Below are 13,265 nucleotides of genomic sequence, written 5' to 3'. Positions count from 1 at the left end.
TCTATGAAAGCAACAACCATAAAAGCCAGCCGCAAGGCCTCGGCCGGAGTAAAGCACGCGCTGCTGATCCTGCTCAGCTTTATCGCGGTGTTTCCCCTGTACTGGATGATTGTCTCCTCCTTTAAAAATGAAGCGGAGATTTTTGGCTCGGCACTGCTGCCCGCAGCGCCGACCTTCAACAATTATATCTACGCCTTTCAGAGCATGCCCATCTGGCGGATGCTTGGCAATTCCATTGTCATGTCGGTCTTGATGACGACGCTGCAGCTGTGCACCAGCCTGCTGGCGGCCTATGCGCTGACACGTTGGGACTTCAAAGGTAAAAAGCTGATCTACGGGCTGCTGAGCCTATGCTGGCTCATACCTGTTCAGGCCATCATGATTCCCAACTATGTGACCATTGTCAATATGGGGCTGAAAGAAAACCTGCTGGGAATTGTGCTGCCGACGGCGGCCACAGCCTTTGCGATTCTGAATCTCTTTCAGGTTTTTGAGGCCTTTCCCAAAGCGCTCATCGACGCGGCCCGCATGGACGGCGACAGCGAGTGGGGAATCCTGACCCGCGTTATCCTGCCAAATATTAAGGCTTCCGTGGCCTCCCTGGGAATTTTACTGTTCATCAATTCCTGGAACGATTATATGTGGCCTATGCTCATTACATCAAAGCTGGAGAATGCCCCAATACAGATTGGCCTGCGGACTTTTGTCAGCTCAGACACCAATATGTGGGGGGCTTTGATGGCAGCCACTACAATTTCATGTATTCCCATTCTGCTGCTCTATCTTTTTATGCAGCGGCAGATTGTTGACTCTTTTGTGAAATGGGGGATTAAGTAAAAAATGCTTGACTATAAAGAATACCAGATCGAATTGGATGGATGTCATAATTTTCGAGATCTCGGCGGTTTTCCAGGGACAGACGGCGCTACCTGTTATGAGGTAGCCTACCGGGCGGACGCTCTGGGTGAGCTGTCTGAGCGGGATGTTACCTGCATGAAGGATTTGGGAATATCCACAGTCATTGACCTGAGAACACCAGAGGAGCGGAGTGCAGTGCCGGACGTGATAGCTTCAGATGCGGATTTTGACTATATTACACTGTCCCTTATGAACCAGAGCGCGGCTGATTTAGAGGATATCACACAACTGTCAACACTGACGGAATTATACATTGACCTGCTGGAAAACCAGCCCGCCGGATTTAAAAAAATTGGTCAGATTATTTTAAATGCGCCCGGCGGCGTGGTGTTCCACTGCACTGCGGGCAAAGACCGAACCGGAGTGACCGCAGCGCTGCTGCTGGGACTTGCGGGCGTAGACCGGCGGCTCATAGTGGACAGCTACGCTAAAAGTGCGGAACTCATGCGTGAAAAATTCCGGCGGATGCAGCCTCCGGGGCTTCCGAAAAGTGAGGCGATGGACCTGGTGGCAGCGCGGCTTTTGGGGTCAGAACCCGAATATATGGAAAAAACGCTGGACTATCTGGAACGGTATTTCAAAAGCGCCAGGCAGTATTTTCTGGAAGCCGGCCTTTCTGCCGGAGAGACAGAAGACCTGAAGGAAAGGCTTGTGAGAGGAGTATAAAACATGGGAAAAATAGCGATAGAGCATCTCGTGAAGGATTTTAACAAAACCAAGGTATTAAAGGATATCTCTCTGGAAATAGAGGATGGCTCCTTTACAATTCTGCTGGGGCCATCGGGCTGCGGAAAATCAACGCTGCTCCGGATTATCGCAGGTCTTGAGACGCCTACCTCCGGCGGGCTTTTCATCGACGATAAAGATGTGACCGACAGCGAGCCGAAGGACCGGGAGATTGCCATGGTCTTTCAGAATTATGCCCTTTATCCCCATATGAGCGTTTTTAAAAATGTTGAGTATGGTCTGAAGATTAAGAAAATTCCAAAGGAGGAACGCCGAAAAATGGTGGACGACGTCTTGAAGATGGTTGATCTGTCGGACCAGGCAGAAAAACTGCCTGCCCAGATGTCCGGCGGACAGCGGCAGCGTGTGGCGCTGGCCCGGGCCATTGTCAAAGATCCCCGGGTTTTTCTCATGGATGAGCCTTTGTCCAATCTGGACGCTAAGCTCAGAACTCAGATGCGCTTTGAGCTCGTCGAAATGTATAAAAAGGTCAAGAACACCTTTTTATACGTCACCCACGACCAGGTTGAGGCAATGTCCATGGGAACTTATATCGTGGTCATGAACCAGGGGGAGATTATGCAGAAGGGAACCCCGAAGGAGATATACACCAACCCTGCCAATCTCTTTGTGGCGCAGTTTATCGGCGCGCCGCCCACCAATATCATTGATATGAATCACTTTTATCTTGGAGTACGTCCGGAAAATATTAAAATCAGAAGTGCCGGAAGGGAGGATGCCTTCCGGCTGCCAGCCTCTGTTCTGTCAAAGGAAGAGCTGGGCGGAGAGTCTATCTATCATCTTGAGACGCGCTTTGGCAAGGTTAATGTCAAGACGCCGACTTGCTGGAATACCCTGCCGCCACAGGTCGATCTGGCCTTTGATCGCAGTGACGCCATGCTGTTCGGCAAAGACGGTAGCCGCATGGGCGTGACGGGTGACGAGGTACAGGCGCTTGAGAATATGCTGGTGTCTTAGTAAAAAAGCTTAACATACATTTCTTTTCCTTATTTCAAGAGGTAGTCCCGGTGAACCGGTGGCGGCCTCTTATTTTTGTATTAAATTTTTTAAGAAAAACCATTTGTAGAAGGCGTAAAAAGTCCTCAATATTTGTATATTTTTTCAAATTATGGTAAACTTATAAAGATTTCTAAGGAAATTTAAAGGTGAGAGAAGTGTTTAAGCCTGTTGAGAACAGCACAGAAAATTTAATAGCCCACACGCGTAATATGAAATACCTCCTGGCAATGGAGGGGATATTTGTCGGTATGATCGCAGGCGGTATCGCGATTATCTATCGGCTGGCTCTGAACTTTTCAGAGAAGAACATGAGCTTTATTTTATCCTACGCGGGTGAACACCACTGGGCCATTGCGGCATGGTTTGCCGCCCTTATCGTGATGGCGGTAATTGTCGGGAGGATGGTCAAGTGGGAGCCGATGATCTCTGGAAGCGGGATTCCCCAGGTAGAAGGGGAGCTTCAGGGATATTTTGAAGAGCCTTGGCTCAAGGTTATCATCGGAAAATTAGTAGGGGGGATTCTCTGCATTATCGGGGGGTTGTCCCTGGGGCGTGAAGGCCCGTCTGTACAGCTTGGCGCCATGGGCGGCAAGGGCTTTTCGAGGATTTTTAAACGCCTTAACATTGAAGAACGCTATCTGATGACCTGCGGGGCAAGCGCGGGGCTGGCAGCGGCATTTAACGCGCCGCTGGCAGGCATTATGTTTGCTCTGGAGGAGGTTCATAAAAATTTCTCTGCAACTGTGCTTTTTTCCGCTATGACGGCTTCCGTCACTGCGGACTTTGTTTCAAAATATGTTTTTGGCTTGGGTTCGGTATTTCAGTTTCGGGTAGACTCCTCGATTCCGCTTAAATATTATGGCTTTATCATCCTTTTGGGAATTATTCTGGGAGCAGGCGGCGCTTTTTACAATAAGGTGCTGGCAGGTACCCAGGATTTATATGCCAGGATGACCTTTTTAAAAGCTGAATTCCGTCCGGTTATCCCCTTTTTAATGGCTGGAATTCTGGGCTTTACGCTGCCCCAGGTATTGGGCGGCGGACATATGATGATCGAGCTTCTGGCGCCGGGTAATCTGCCCCTGACCATGATCCTGCTGCTGCTGGTGGTGAAGTTTATCTTTTCCATGTTCAGCTTTGGTTCCGGTGCGCCGGGCGGCATCTTTTTTCCGCTTTTAGTTTTGGGCGCGTACATCGGTGGATTTTACGGGATGGTCGTTGTCCGCGGAATGGGGATGGATCCGCAGCTCATCAATAACTTTATCATTCTGGCAATGGCCGGCTATTTTACCGCCATTGTCCGTGCGCCTATTACAGGAATCGTCCTGATTTCTGAGATGACGGGCTCCTTTACGCATCTGCTGTCTTTATCGGTTGTTGCCATCACTGCGGAGATCACTGCGGCGGCACTTAAATCTGAGCCGGTCTATGAAATGCTGCTTGACCGCATTGTCGCGAGACGCGGGGAAGAACCTTTGCCTGAAACCAGCAACAAAACGCTGATCGCCGTCTCTGTGCATCACAGCTGCGGTCTGGTCGGTAAGCGTATCTGGGAAATTCAGTGGCCGGAGAACTGCCTGCTGGTGGCTATCCGAAGGGGAGAAAAAGAACTGATCCCCAAGGGTGATACTAAAATAAGGCCAAGCGATACCATTGTGGCTCTGGCAAATGAGACCGACCTGAACAGGATAAATACAGAGCTGCACACTCTTTGTGAGGAAGCGTCTGCCGCCGGCAACAGCTGATTTTTCAGGCGGGCGTTATATATAAAGTCTAACATTGATATCAATACTATCTGAAGTGATTGAGGAGGTAAACTATGAACAAATCAGCAAAGGTTCTCGCAGTGGCTGCGGGCCTGGCGCTTGTGCTTATCATTATGGTCAGCGTGGCTCTGGCGTATGCCGGAAGAGACATTACGCTGCTGCAGGACAGAATTGTTCACATCAGCGTGAACGGCTATGCGGTGGAAATTCCGCTGAACGAGGATGGAGCAACCTATGATATCCCCAGCCTTACAACGGAACATGAGAACGAGTTTATTCTGATGAATGATGCCGGAGCGTCCATTGAGGTCAATGAGGCAAAGCTTCAGACCAATAAAAAGGCAAAGGTAACGGTCAAGAAAATCGACAGTAATGAAGTGCTGGAGATGGTCGTAACCAATGGTAAAGATACCCGCACGATTTATTTGAGAACTCTTTCCAAGCAGCTCCCGGAAATGCTGGCGACTGGACAAAGCCCTTACGAAGGTGATTTTTATGTGACAGATACCGAGAAGGCCGCCATGTACAAGCTGGACCAGAACGGGAATGTTACCTGGTATGTTGCTCTGACACCGGAACAGGCTGACGGCAAAATCTTTACAGATTTCAGACAGCATAAGCTGGAGAACGGTGATATCCGCTACAGCTACCAGATTGTTGACCCGGACGTCAGCACAATGGGCCTGACAGACTATCTGCCGGGAACGCGTGTGGTTCTTGATGAAAAATACAAGGAAGTCAAACGTGACGGCGCCCGCATCTCTTTGCTGGACCCTAATGAAACCAATCATGATAAAAAGGTCATGGGTGATCCGGTCGATGGGCATGACTTTGTTCTTCTTGGGGATAAAAACTGGATTACGGAATCCTATGTGGCAGAAACGGTGGATAATATTCCAGCGGAATTAAATCCCAATCCTCTCGGATCAAAAGTAGTAGCCGCGGTTATTCAGGAAGTGAAGGATGGAAAACCGGTCTTCACATGGAAATCCACTGACCATCCGGAGCTGTACGCGCTCAGCGAAAAAGGCAATGATTTTGCGAACAGCAATATGAAACCTCAGGACTATTTGCATATCAACGCTATGATACTCGATCCGTCAGACAATAATCTGATTGTATCCTTTAAAAACGCCAACACCATTGTGAAGATTGACCGCAGCACCGGGGACATTCTCTGGAAGCTCTCCGGAAAGGGTGATGAATTTGGCTTGGCCGATCATCAGAAAACCTCTGGTCAGAGCAGCCTATCCTTAACGGATGATGGCTACCTGGTCGTCTTTGACAATGGCCAGGGCACTGGAAAAACCCGTGTGCTGAAATACAAGCTTGATGAAACCAACAAAAAAGTCATTGATTTTAAAGAATACAGCATGGACGGTTACACTTCCTCCGAATTTGGAAGTGCCCAGAAGGTTGACAACGAGAAAGACGCCTATATCATTGGATGGGGTGTCAACGGAGCGAACCAGCCCGTACTCACTGAAATGAATTTTACCGACAATAAAAAGCTTTTGGAAGTCGTGTTCCCAAACGGTGAGCATACCTTTAAGGTTCAGAAGTTTGACAAAGTAAAAAACTGATAAAAAGCAGGCGTCAGCCTGCTTTTTTAATGGCAGTTTTTTCTGCCATGCCTTATTCTGAAAAGGTTTGATGTAAACTGGCAACGGTTTTCAGATGCTTTTTAAGGAAAATCGGCTTCTTATTATCATGGAAAAGTGATAGAATCATGATGGAATAAAAATCAAGGAGAACAAAGCGATGGGAATTAAATTAGTAGCATTGGATATGGATGGCACCACGCTTCAGAGTGACATCACTCTGGCGCGCGAGACAATCGTGACCATTGAAAAAGCCGTCAGCCAGGGAATCATTGTCGTGCCGACGACTGGGCGTGTGTTTGGAGAGCTGCCCGAAGAAATTACAGACATCGATGGAGTCTCCTACGCCATTACATCAAACGGCGCACAGGTAACCGACCTGAGCCGCAAAATAACGCTTTACGAAAATCCCCTGACAAAACAGGATCTAGATACAGTTCTGAAGGTGCTCAGGCAATATGATTTGATGATCGAAGCCTATGTGGAAGGAAAAACCATTGTGATCGAGGACTGCATGAAGGACTTGAGCAGGTTTCATGTACCCCGGGCTTACTGGGATTTCTTCAGGGAAACCCGACACACCATAGCCGACCCGGAAGACTATTTTGACTTTTTGTACACACATTCTGTTGAAAAGTTTAATATCTTTTTCAGCCAGATGGAAAACCGGAGCGAGCTTAAAGCTGTTCTCGAGAATACTACGGATCTGACCATCACGTCCGCGGTGGAAAACAATCTGGAGATCAACAACCCGACAGCCAATAAATGGGACGGGTTAAAGCATTTGTGCCGTCATCTAAATATTCAAAGCACAGAGGTCATGGCCATGGGCGATAGCAACAATGACTATGAAATGCTCAAGCACGCCGGGTTGGCCGTAGCCATGGAAAACGGCATTGACCGTGTTAAGGAAATTTCGGATTTTATTACAAAAACCAATGATGAGCACGGCGTAGCCTATGCGCTGGAAAAGTTTATTCTTAACCCAAAAGCAGATAAACGCCAGGAACTGGCCAGCTGAAGTTGACAAAACACCGAATTGGGAGTATAATCAATACCGTTCGATTTTAGCGAAGGGAATTTTTATCATGACACTTACAATTGCAAAGGCTCCGAATAAATGGATAACGATGAGACATTGTGCGGAGCTTAATCCGGAGGCGTAGCCTCCATCAGTTCATCGGTCAAAAGTGTTTGCAGGCGGCCTCAGGCGGCTTTGTTTCGTACGCGCTTTTTACCGGAGGACAGCAATTTGGGATAACAGGCTGTGGATGATGTTTTCATCCGCAGCCTTTTTGTTTGGAGCGGGAGAACCCTCCTCAGGCAGAGAGCGCTGTGCGCTCTCTTTTTTATTGGAATTTTTAGATTTGAAAGGAATGATAACAATGAGTTTACTGGAAGTAAAAGATCTGTCTCACAGCTATGGAGACAAGGTATTATATCATGACGCCTCCTTTGAGCTGTACAATGGGGAGCATATGGGGCTGGTCGGACAAAATGGTGCGGGAAAGAGTACCCTGATCAAAACCCTGATTGGGGAAGTCATCCCGGATGACGGCCTGATCAAATGGTTTCCAAAGGCATCTGTAGGGCATCTGGACCAGTATGCCCAGGTGGATGCGGGCATCACTGTCTTTGAGTATCTGAAGCAGGCTTACGCCGATTTATACAGGATGGAGGAGCGGCTGAACGGGCTGTATGAAAAAATGGCAGAGGATACCAGCGAAAAGCTGATCAATCAGGCCGCCAATTTGCAGGAAACCCTGGAGGACCGGGATTTTTATAGCATCGAGAGCCATATTTACCGTGTGGCCGCCGGCCTTGGCATTACAGCCATCGGCATGGACAAGGTTCTTGAAAAGCTGAGCGGCGGACAGCGCGCAAAGGTGATCCTGGCAAAGCTTCTCCTCGAAAAGCCAGAAGTGCTGCTGCTGGATGAGCCCACCAACTTTTTGGACAAAGAACATGTAGAGTGGCTGTCGAAATATCTTACAGGCTTTGAGGGTGCCTTTATTCTTGTATCCCATGATTTTGATTTTCTGGATCAGGTAACGACCTGTATTGGGGATATTGAGTTTGGCACCATTACCAAGTATCATGGTAATTACAGCGCCTTTCTAAAACAGAAGGGACAGAAACGGGAAGAATATATCAGGCAGTATGAAAGTCAGAAAAAATTCATCGAACGGACTGAAGAATATATTGCGAAGAATAAAGTGCGCGCCTCCACCGCGGCCATGGCCAAAAGCCGCCAGAAAAAATTGGATAAAATCGAACGTATGGCGCCGCCGACTGGTCTTACAAAGCCGATGATCCGCTTTAAATCCACTGGAATCACCGCGCAGAGGGTTCTCGAGGTTAAGGATTTGGAAGTGGGGTATTACTATCCCTTACTGCCAAAACTGCACTTTGTGCTGGAGCAGAACCAGCGGGTGGTCATTACCGGCTTTAATGGTATCGGCAAATCGACGCTGCTGAAAACCCTGATTGGTGAAATTTTGCCCATCTCTGGAAGTTTTGAGTTCGCCAGAAATGTGGTCATTGGCTATTATGAACAGGATTTGAAATGGGAGAGAGAAGGACAGACACCACTGGAAATTATTACGGAAGCTTTTCCGAAGCTATCACAGAAGCAGACGCGCTCAGCTCTGTCACGATGCGGTGTTAAAGCTGAGCATGTGCTGCAGCCCATCACAACCCTGAGTGGCGGTGAGCAGTCCAGAGTAAAGCTGTGCAAGCTTACACTGTCACCCTGCAATCTGTTGATTCTCGACGAACCTACCAACCATTTGGATTATCTGGCAAAGGAAAGCCTTCAGGAAGCATTGCAGGATTTTGATGGCACCGTTATTCTGGTATCTCACGAAGCCGCCTTTTATCGGGATTGGGCCGATAAGGTGCTGGAGATTGAGAAGATGGGTTTTTAAGAAACTTGACAAATTCTAAATTGCGCGTATAATTGAAAGTAGTAATTTACTAAATTTAGTGAATTACTAAATAAAATTTAAGGACAAACAAAATGAAGATACCAACACATTTAAAACATAAGCCTGTTATTGAGGTTGAAAACTATGAGGAAATTGATGGAAGAAAGGCCTACGACAGTGATGCCAAGGGGCTTTCGCTGGGGCTGGCCCAGTGGAATGACCGTGGGCGCGTGGACGCTTCGGCCAAGGTATGGCGTTACACGGGCGAAAAGTGGTCGCGTCAGTCCGAGGAGCTGCCTCTGCACCGGGTTATCGACCTGGCCATATTGATTTGCCGGGCAGAGCAGTATTTCAGAGAAGATTCCTACCGCCACGATAAGCTTTATGACCCGGAAAATCCGGTGATCGACCGGGTGGGGCTCCAGGGAGACGCCATGACCATCGCGGTCGATACAGACAATGAAATGATTGATGAGGACATTAAACTTTTTGCGCAGGCACTGGCGGAAGACGGTGAGCTTTTAGGCGAGCGGATGGCCGCTCTGTCACGCATTTTAAAGGAAATGGGGTATTAATAATGGATATGGACCGTAAAAAGGAATTAAAAGAAGCATACAAAAATTACCGTCCGGAAATGGGAATATTTGTTATCCGCCATATTGAGACGGGAAAGACATTTTTAGAAGCGACAAACAATATTAAGGGAAAGATCAACAGTGATGTTTTTCAGCTGAATATGGAAACCTTTATGCGTAACCGTGACCTGAATAAGGACTGGAAACGCCTTGGGAAAGACGCCTTTGAGGTAGTAATCCTGGAAAAGCTGGAATACGACGAGGATGATCAGGGCAGTAAAGACTACGGCGACGAGCTGGAAATGCTTTATGGCGAGTGGCAGCGCAAGCTTCGCTCAGAGGGAACGGAGCTATACTGAAATGATTCGCAAAATGACCGAAGCAGACCTTGGACGGGTCATGGAAATCTGGCTGAATGCCAGCGTTAGGGGGCAGTCCTTTATTTCGGAAGATTATTGGAGAGGCCATGCCGAAGTAGTAAAAAAGGAATATATTCCCCAATCCGAAGTCTATGTAAATGAACAGGATCGTAAGATCAACGGTTTTATCGCCGTGGTAGGGGGCCGTCATATCGGCGCTCTGTTCGTTGATCCAGACTGCTGGCATCAGGGCATTGGCCGCGGTCTGATGGAGTATGCGCTTAACCGCTATAAAGGAATGATTACGCTGGCCGCCTATGTGGAAAATATCCGCGCCGTAAATTTTTACAAACGGTTGGGATTTGAAGTCAAAGAAGAAGAAACGGAAGCCGAAAGCGGACACCGTGAGTATATTATGCAAGGAGAAAGTAAATGAAACCAATTTTTTTATGTTACCCTAAATGCTCGACCTGTCAGAAAGCTAAACGCTTTTTAGAAGATAACAATGTGGACTATGAGCTGCGGGATATTGTGAAGGAAAACCCTAAAAAAGAAGAATTGTTAAAGTGGATGGAGCTATACGGCGGAGAGCCCAGAAAATTCTTTAATGTGAGTGGTATGGCTTACCGAGAGCTGGGGCTGAAGGATAAGGTAAAAACTATGACCCGGGAAGAAATGGCGGAGGTACTGTCCACCAATGGTATGCTTGTCAAGAGGCCGGAGTTAATCTTTGAGGATAAAGTGCTTGTAGGATTTAAAGAAGAAGAATGGTCTGCTGCGCTGGAGCTTTAAGATGAAGTTTGAAGAACGCTACAGCTGCCTGCCTGAGGACGCCCTGCCCCAGGAGATCGTTCTGCTTATGGGCCGGGGGTGCTTCTGGAAAAAGTGCAGCTTCTGCGATTACCATATGGACAGTGGCCCAGATTCGGTATCCGTTTCATTGAACAACAAGGTTTTGAAACAGGTGACAGGTGAGTTTGGCCGCCTTGTGGTACTTAATTCAGGCTCATACTTTGAATTGCCAGAGGAAACGAAAAAACAGGTTCTTGAGATTTGCCGTCAAAGGAATATCTGCCATCTGCATATGGAGAGCCACTGGCTTCTTCGCGAAAAAACCCGGGTCTTAAAAGAGAAAATGGCCAAAGAGGGGATATGTCTTCATTCGCGCATTGGTATCGAGACCTTTGACGAGCAATACCGGGAAGAGATCATGCTCAAGGGGATGGGCTATAACCAGGCACCTTCCGCCATCGCCGAAATTTATGATGAGTGCTGCCTGCTTTTCGGCATGACCGGCCAGTCGCCGGAACAGTTTGAGAAAGATATGAGCACAGCCCTAAAGTATTTCTCGCGTGTCTATGTCAATATTTTCAATGATAACAGCACCGCTGTAAAGGCCGACCCGGAGCTGATCCGCTGGTTCACCGTACACAGCCTGCCAAAACTACAAAATGACCCCAGAATCTGTGTTCTGATGAACAACACCGATCTTGGGGTGGGTGATTAAATTATTCCTGAATCAGCTCAACAGGTGCCACAAAAGTCATCAACATCCGTTTAAAAACGGCGTCGTCTTCCGGCGTCCGTTTTTTTATTTTGGCAGCGTGTCCTGCCTGGCGCTGCTTTTGATTTAAAAAGCGCTGGTAGAGCAGCTCGTCAATATTAGCGGTGCTGTAGACAAAGCCCGAGGGGCTGAGAACCGCTGTGACCTTTTCCAGGACAAGGGCAGCCAAGCCATAGTCATGGGTTATGATAATGTCCTGAGGCTCAGCCATGCCGACGATTTTATAATCGCTGGCGTCCCGGCCCTGGTCCACTCGGATAATCTCGCAGTCGTCGTCGCCCTCAAGATCATGGGAGGTGTCGGCGACCATCAGCAGTGGGATTTTATAAGAAGCGGCGGTCTCCTCACAGATCGTCCGTACACCCTTAGGGCAGGCATCTCCGTCAATAATTATGCGCATATTTCATTCCTCCTTTTTCTTAAACGCAGACAGCTCTACAGATAAATCCGATGGGGCGCGCGTCTTGAAGTTCCAGATATTCATATTGAAGTAATAGTAATTAATGTATTCGGCGATTGAGAAAAATAACAGGATCAGCCCAAAAAGGTTAAAGGGAACAAACAGTGCGCCCCGGTCTGCGAACAGCAGTACCAATAAAAACAGAGGATAAAGCCCAATCACAAAGGGCGTGACCTTCTTGAGAAGGGAAAAAATCCGAAGAACAGCCGTCTGATTGACCGCTTTTCCAGAGGCGGCCTGGTCACGGTACAGCCAGTAGCCACAGCCCTGAAGCAGGGTGAAAATTAAAACCCCCCCCGGCAGAATGAGACGTATATCAAGGCCGCCCTCTAACGTAGTGGAAAGAAGGTATACCAGATAGCCGCAGACCACCATGGTTGCCAGTTCGCTGAGAAACAGCCGGTGACATTGCTTGGCATCTTTATTGTCCATATTTAAGAATGATCTCCCTTTTGTTTTTTACTGTTCTCCAGATAGGTCTCCATCCGTTTTTTGTTAAAAATCAACACGCCGGCAAAAATGCCATACAGTCCAAGGACAATAATCAGACGGACAGGGTTATCCTGCATGATGCCTGCGCCCATGAGCGTTGTCATCAAAAAGCCCGGAGTGCGCCCCAGAAGGGCAATGAGTATAAAGGTTTTAAAGTTCATCCTGGTAAGCCCGGCCAGATAACAGAAAATATCATCAGGAAAGCCGGGAAACAGAAAGATTAAAAATAAAACCATGTTCAGCCGGGATTCGCGTATATTATCCAGCTTATCTGTCCATTTTGAAGGAACCCATTTAAAAATAACCGGACGCCCCAGTTTTTTCGCAATACCAAAGGCGGCGGCAGTTCCGATCATAATGCCTGCTTCACTGAGCAGAAAGCCCTTTATCCAGCCGAAAAGCGCACCACCCACCAGAGTGGTCGTACCGCCAGGGATCGGCGCAATAATGACCTGGAGAATCTGAAATAAAAAATAAATAAACGGTGTCCAGCCGCCAAAGCTGAGAAGCCACTGCTTGACAGCATCCACCGAATCTAAATATTCAAGCATTTCACTATCCTTTAATTGTATTTTACCATAATTATCCGTCTGCTGTCTTTATTTAATCTAAATTTGTCAGCGGCAAAGCATTTTTGAAAAAATTAGCGAAATAAGGATTGACAAATACATGCTTTGCCATTATAATTATTAAATGTGCTTACAATAAAATAGCGTCTCAAAGAGAGAGCAGCTGCATCTGCGGACAGGTGTCTGAGCTGGTTGAAGGAGCACGCCTGGAAAGCGTGTGTACGTGAATAGCGTACCGAGGGTTCGAATCCCTCCCTGTCCGCCATAATTTGAAAATAAGAGCGAAAG

General features: G+C 47.7%; 15 protein-coding genes and 1 tRNA gene. 13 read left to right on the top strand and 3 right to left on the bottom strand.

Features of this window, described 5'->3' with window-relative positions; genetic code table 11:
* Nucleotides 1-3: 3 nt before the first annotated feature.
* The 12 genes from DW091_RS09440 to DW091_RS09385 all read left to right on the top strand — a co-directional run bounded on the left by DW091_RS09440 (nucleotide 4) and on the right by DW091_RS09385 (nucleotide 11,399).
* The gene (locus DW091_RS09440) at nucleotides 4-837 is read left to right on the top strand and encodes a carbohydrate ABC transporter permease (protein WP_058696185.1); all 834 of its coding nucleotides are present in this window, start codon (nucleotides 4-6) and stop codon (nucleotides 835-837) included.
* Nucleotides 838-840: 3 nt separating this feature from the next.
* The gene (locus DW091_RS09435) at nucleotides 841-1,584 is read left to right on the top strand and encodes a tyrosine-protein phosphatase (RefSeq protein ID WP_096918730.1); all 744 of its coding nucleotides are present in this window, start codon (nucleotides 841-843) and stop codon (nucleotides 1,582-1,584) included.
* Between the two features lie 3 nt (nucleotides 1,585-1,587).
* Nucleotides 1,588-2,622: an ABC transporter ATP-binding protein gene (locus DW091_RS09430; RefSeq protein ID WP_074616484.1), complete on the top strand. Its 1,035-nt coding sequence runs from the start codon at nucleotides 1,588-1,590 to the stop codon at nucleotides 2,620-2,622.
* Nucleotides 2,623-2,873: 251 nt separating this feature from the next.
* Entirely contained in the window at nucleotides 2,874-4,409 is a 1,536-nt protein-coding gene (locus tag DW091_RS09425; protein ID WP_074616523.1) for a ClC family H(+)/Cl(-) exchange transporter, read from the top strand.
* A 74-nt stretch (nucleotides 4,410-4,483) separates the two neighbouring features.
* Entirely contained in the window at nucleotides 4,484-6,013 is a 1,530-nt protein-coding gene (locus DW091_RS09420; RefSeq protein ID WP_118518037.1) for an aryl-sulfate sulfotransferase, read from the top strand.
* A 178-nt stretch (nucleotides 6,014-6,191) separates the two neighbouring features.
* The gene (locus tag DW091_RS09415) at nucleotides 6,192-7,052 is read left to right on the top strand and encodes a Cof-type HAD-IIB family hydrolase (protein ID WP_074616485.1); all 861 of its coding nucleotides are present in this window, start codon (nucleotides 6,192-6,194) and stop codon (nucleotides 7,050-7,052) included.
* Nucleotides 7,053-7,416: 364 nt separating this feature from the next.
* On the top strand, nucleotides 7,417-8,958 hold the full coding sequence (locus DW091_RS09410) for an ABC-F family ATP-binding cassette domain-containing protein (RefSeq protein ID WP_187368463.1): 1,542 nt from the start codon (nucleotides 7,417-7,419) through the stop codon (nucleotides 8,956-8,958).
* 92 nt (nucleotides 8,959-9,050) lie between these two features.
* On the top strand, nucleotides 9,051-9,533 hold the full coding sequence (locus DW091_RS09405; RefSeq protein ID WP_118518035.1) for a DUF6530 family protein: 483 nt from the start codon (nucleotides 9,051-9,053) through the stop codon (nucleotides 9,531-9,533).
* 8 nt (nucleotides 9,534-9,541) lie between these two features.
* Entirely contained in the window at nucleotides 9,542-9,892 is a 351-nt protein-coding gene (locus DW091_RS09400; RefSeq protein WP_074616525.1) for a GIY-YIG nuclease family protein, read from the top strand.
* Nucleotide 9,893: 1 nt separating this feature from the next.
* Complete coding sequence (locus DW091_RS09395; RefSeq protein WP_058696178.1) at nucleotides 9,894-10,328, top strand: N-acetyltransferase; 435 nt, start codon at nucleotides 9,894-9,896, stop codon at nucleotides 10,326-10,328.
* Entirely contained in the window at nucleotides 10,325-10,684 is a 360-nt protein-coding gene (locus tag DW091_RS09390) for an arsenate reductase family protein (protein WP_074616487.1), read from the top strand. Before DW091_RS09395 ends, DW091_RS09390 begins: the two co-directional genes overlap by 4 nt.
* Before the next feature lies 1 nt (nucleotide 10,685).
* On the top strand, nucleotides 10,686-11,399 hold the full coding sequence (locus DW091_RS09385) for a radical SAM protein (RefSeq protein ID WP_118518034.1): 714 nt from the start codon (nucleotides 10,686-10,688) through the stop codon (nucleotides 11,397-11,399).
* 1 nt (nucleotide 11,400) lies between these two features.
* Here DW091_RS09385 and DW091_RS09380 read toward each other — a convergent pair whose 3' ends face one another.
* Genes DW091_RS09380 through DW091_RS09370 form a run of 3 tightly spaced genes read right to left on the bottom strand, consistent with a single transcriptional unit; the run spans nucleotide 11,401 to nucleotide 12,959 of the window.
* On the bottom strand, nucleotides 11,401-11,856 hold the full coding sequence (locus tag DW091_RS09380) for a DUF188 domain-containing protein (RefSeq protein WP_074616489.1): 456 nt from the start codon (nucleotides 11,854-11,856) through the stop codon (nucleotides 11,401-11,403).
* 3 nt (nucleotides 11,857-11,859) lie between these two features.
* Complete coding sequence (locus tag DW091_RS09375; RefSeq protein WP_058696174.1) at nucleotides 11,860-12,348, bottom strand: hypothetical protein; 489 nt, start codon at nucleotides 12,346-12,348, stop codon at nucleotides 11,860-11,862.
* Nucleotides 12,349-12,350: 2 nt separating this feature from the next.
* The gene (locus DW091_RS09370; RefSeq protein WP_058696173.1) at nucleotides 12,351-12,959 is read right to left on the bottom strand and encodes a TVP38/TMEM64 family protein; all 609 of its coding nucleotides are present in this window, start codon (nucleotides 12,957-12,959) and stop codon (nucleotides 12,351-12,353) included.
* 191 nt (nucleotides 12,960-13,150) lie between these two features.
* Here DW091_RS09370 and DW091_RS09365 point away from each other — a divergent pair.
* A tRNA-Ser gene (locus tag DW091_RS09365) sits at nucleotides 13,151-13,242 on the top strand.
* Nucleotides 13,243-13,265: the final 23 nt, after the last annotated feature.

The sequence above is a fragment of the Eubacterium sp. AM05-23 genome, assembly GCF_003477535.1.
Taxonomy (GTDB): domain Bacteria; phylum Bacillota; class Clostridia; order Eubacteriales; family Eubacteriaceae; genus Eubacterium; species Eubacterium maltosivorans.
Note: the sequence above shows the minus strand (reverse complement) of the source record. Positions and strands in the feature narration are given on the sequence as shown.

Excerpts from the sequence above, each read along its gene's own strand:
- DW091_RS09440 (WP_058696185.1), top strand. The coding sequence starts at position 4 with ATGAAAGCAACAACCATAAAAGCCAGCCGCAAGGCCTCGGCCGGAGTA.
- DW091_RS09435 (WP_096918730.1), top strand. The coding sequence starts at position 841 with ATGCTTGACTATAAAGAATACCAGATCGAATTGGATGGATGTCATAAT.
- DW091_RS09430 (WP_074616484.1), top strand. The coding sequence starts at position 1,588 with ATGGGAAAAATAGCGATAGAGCATCTCGTGAAGGATTTTAACAAAACC.
- DW091_RS09425 (WP_074616523.1), top strand. The coding sequence starts at position 2,874 with ATGAAATACCTCCTGGCAATGGAGGGGATATTTGTCGGTATGATCGCA.
- DW091_RS09420 (WP_118518037.1), top strand. The coding sequence starts at position 4,484 with ATGAACAAATCAGCAAAGGTTCTCGCAGTGGCTGCGGGCCTGGCGCTT.
- DW091_RS09415 (WP_074616485.1), top strand. The coding sequence starts at position 6,192 with ATGGGAATTAAATTAGTAGCATTGGATATGGATGGCACCACGCTTCAG.
- DW091_RS09410 (WP_187368463.1), top strand. The coding sequence starts at position 7,417 with ATGAGTTTACTGGAAGTAAAAGATCTGTCTCACAGCTATGGAGACAAG.
- DW091_RS09405 (WP_118518035.1), top strand. The coding sequence starts at position 9,051 with ATGAAGATACCAACACATTTAAAACATAAGCCTGTTATTGAGGTTGAA.
- DW091_RS09400 (WP_074616525.1), top strand. The coding sequence starts at position 9,542 with ATGGACCGTAAAAAGGAATTAAAAGAAGCATACAAAAATTACCGTCCG.
- DW091_RS09395 (WP_058696178.1), top strand. The coding sequence starts at position 9,894 with ATGATTCGCAAAATGACCGAAGCAGACCTTGGACGGGTCATGGAAATC.
- DW091_RS09390 (WP_074616487.1), top strand. The coding sequence starts at position 10,325 with ATGAAACCAATTTTTTTATGTTACCCTAAATGCTCGACCTGTCAGAAA.
- DW091_RS09385 (WP_118518034.1), top strand. The coding sequence starts at position 10,686 with ATGAAGTTTGAAGAACGCTACAGCTGCCTGCCTGAGGACGCCCTGCCC.
- DW091_RS09380 (WP_074616489.1), bottom strand. The coding sequence starts at position 11,856 with ATGCGCATAATTATTGACGGAGATGCCTGCCCTAAGGGTGTACGGACG.
- DW091_RS09375 (WP_058696174.1), bottom strand. The coding sequence starts at position 12,348 with ATGGACAATAAAGATGCCAAGCAATGTCACCGGCTGTTTCTCAGCGAA.
- DW091_RS09370 (WP_058696173.1), bottom strand. The coding sequence starts at position 12,959 with ATGCTTGAATATTTAGATTCGGTGGATGCTGTCAAGCAGTGGCTTCTC.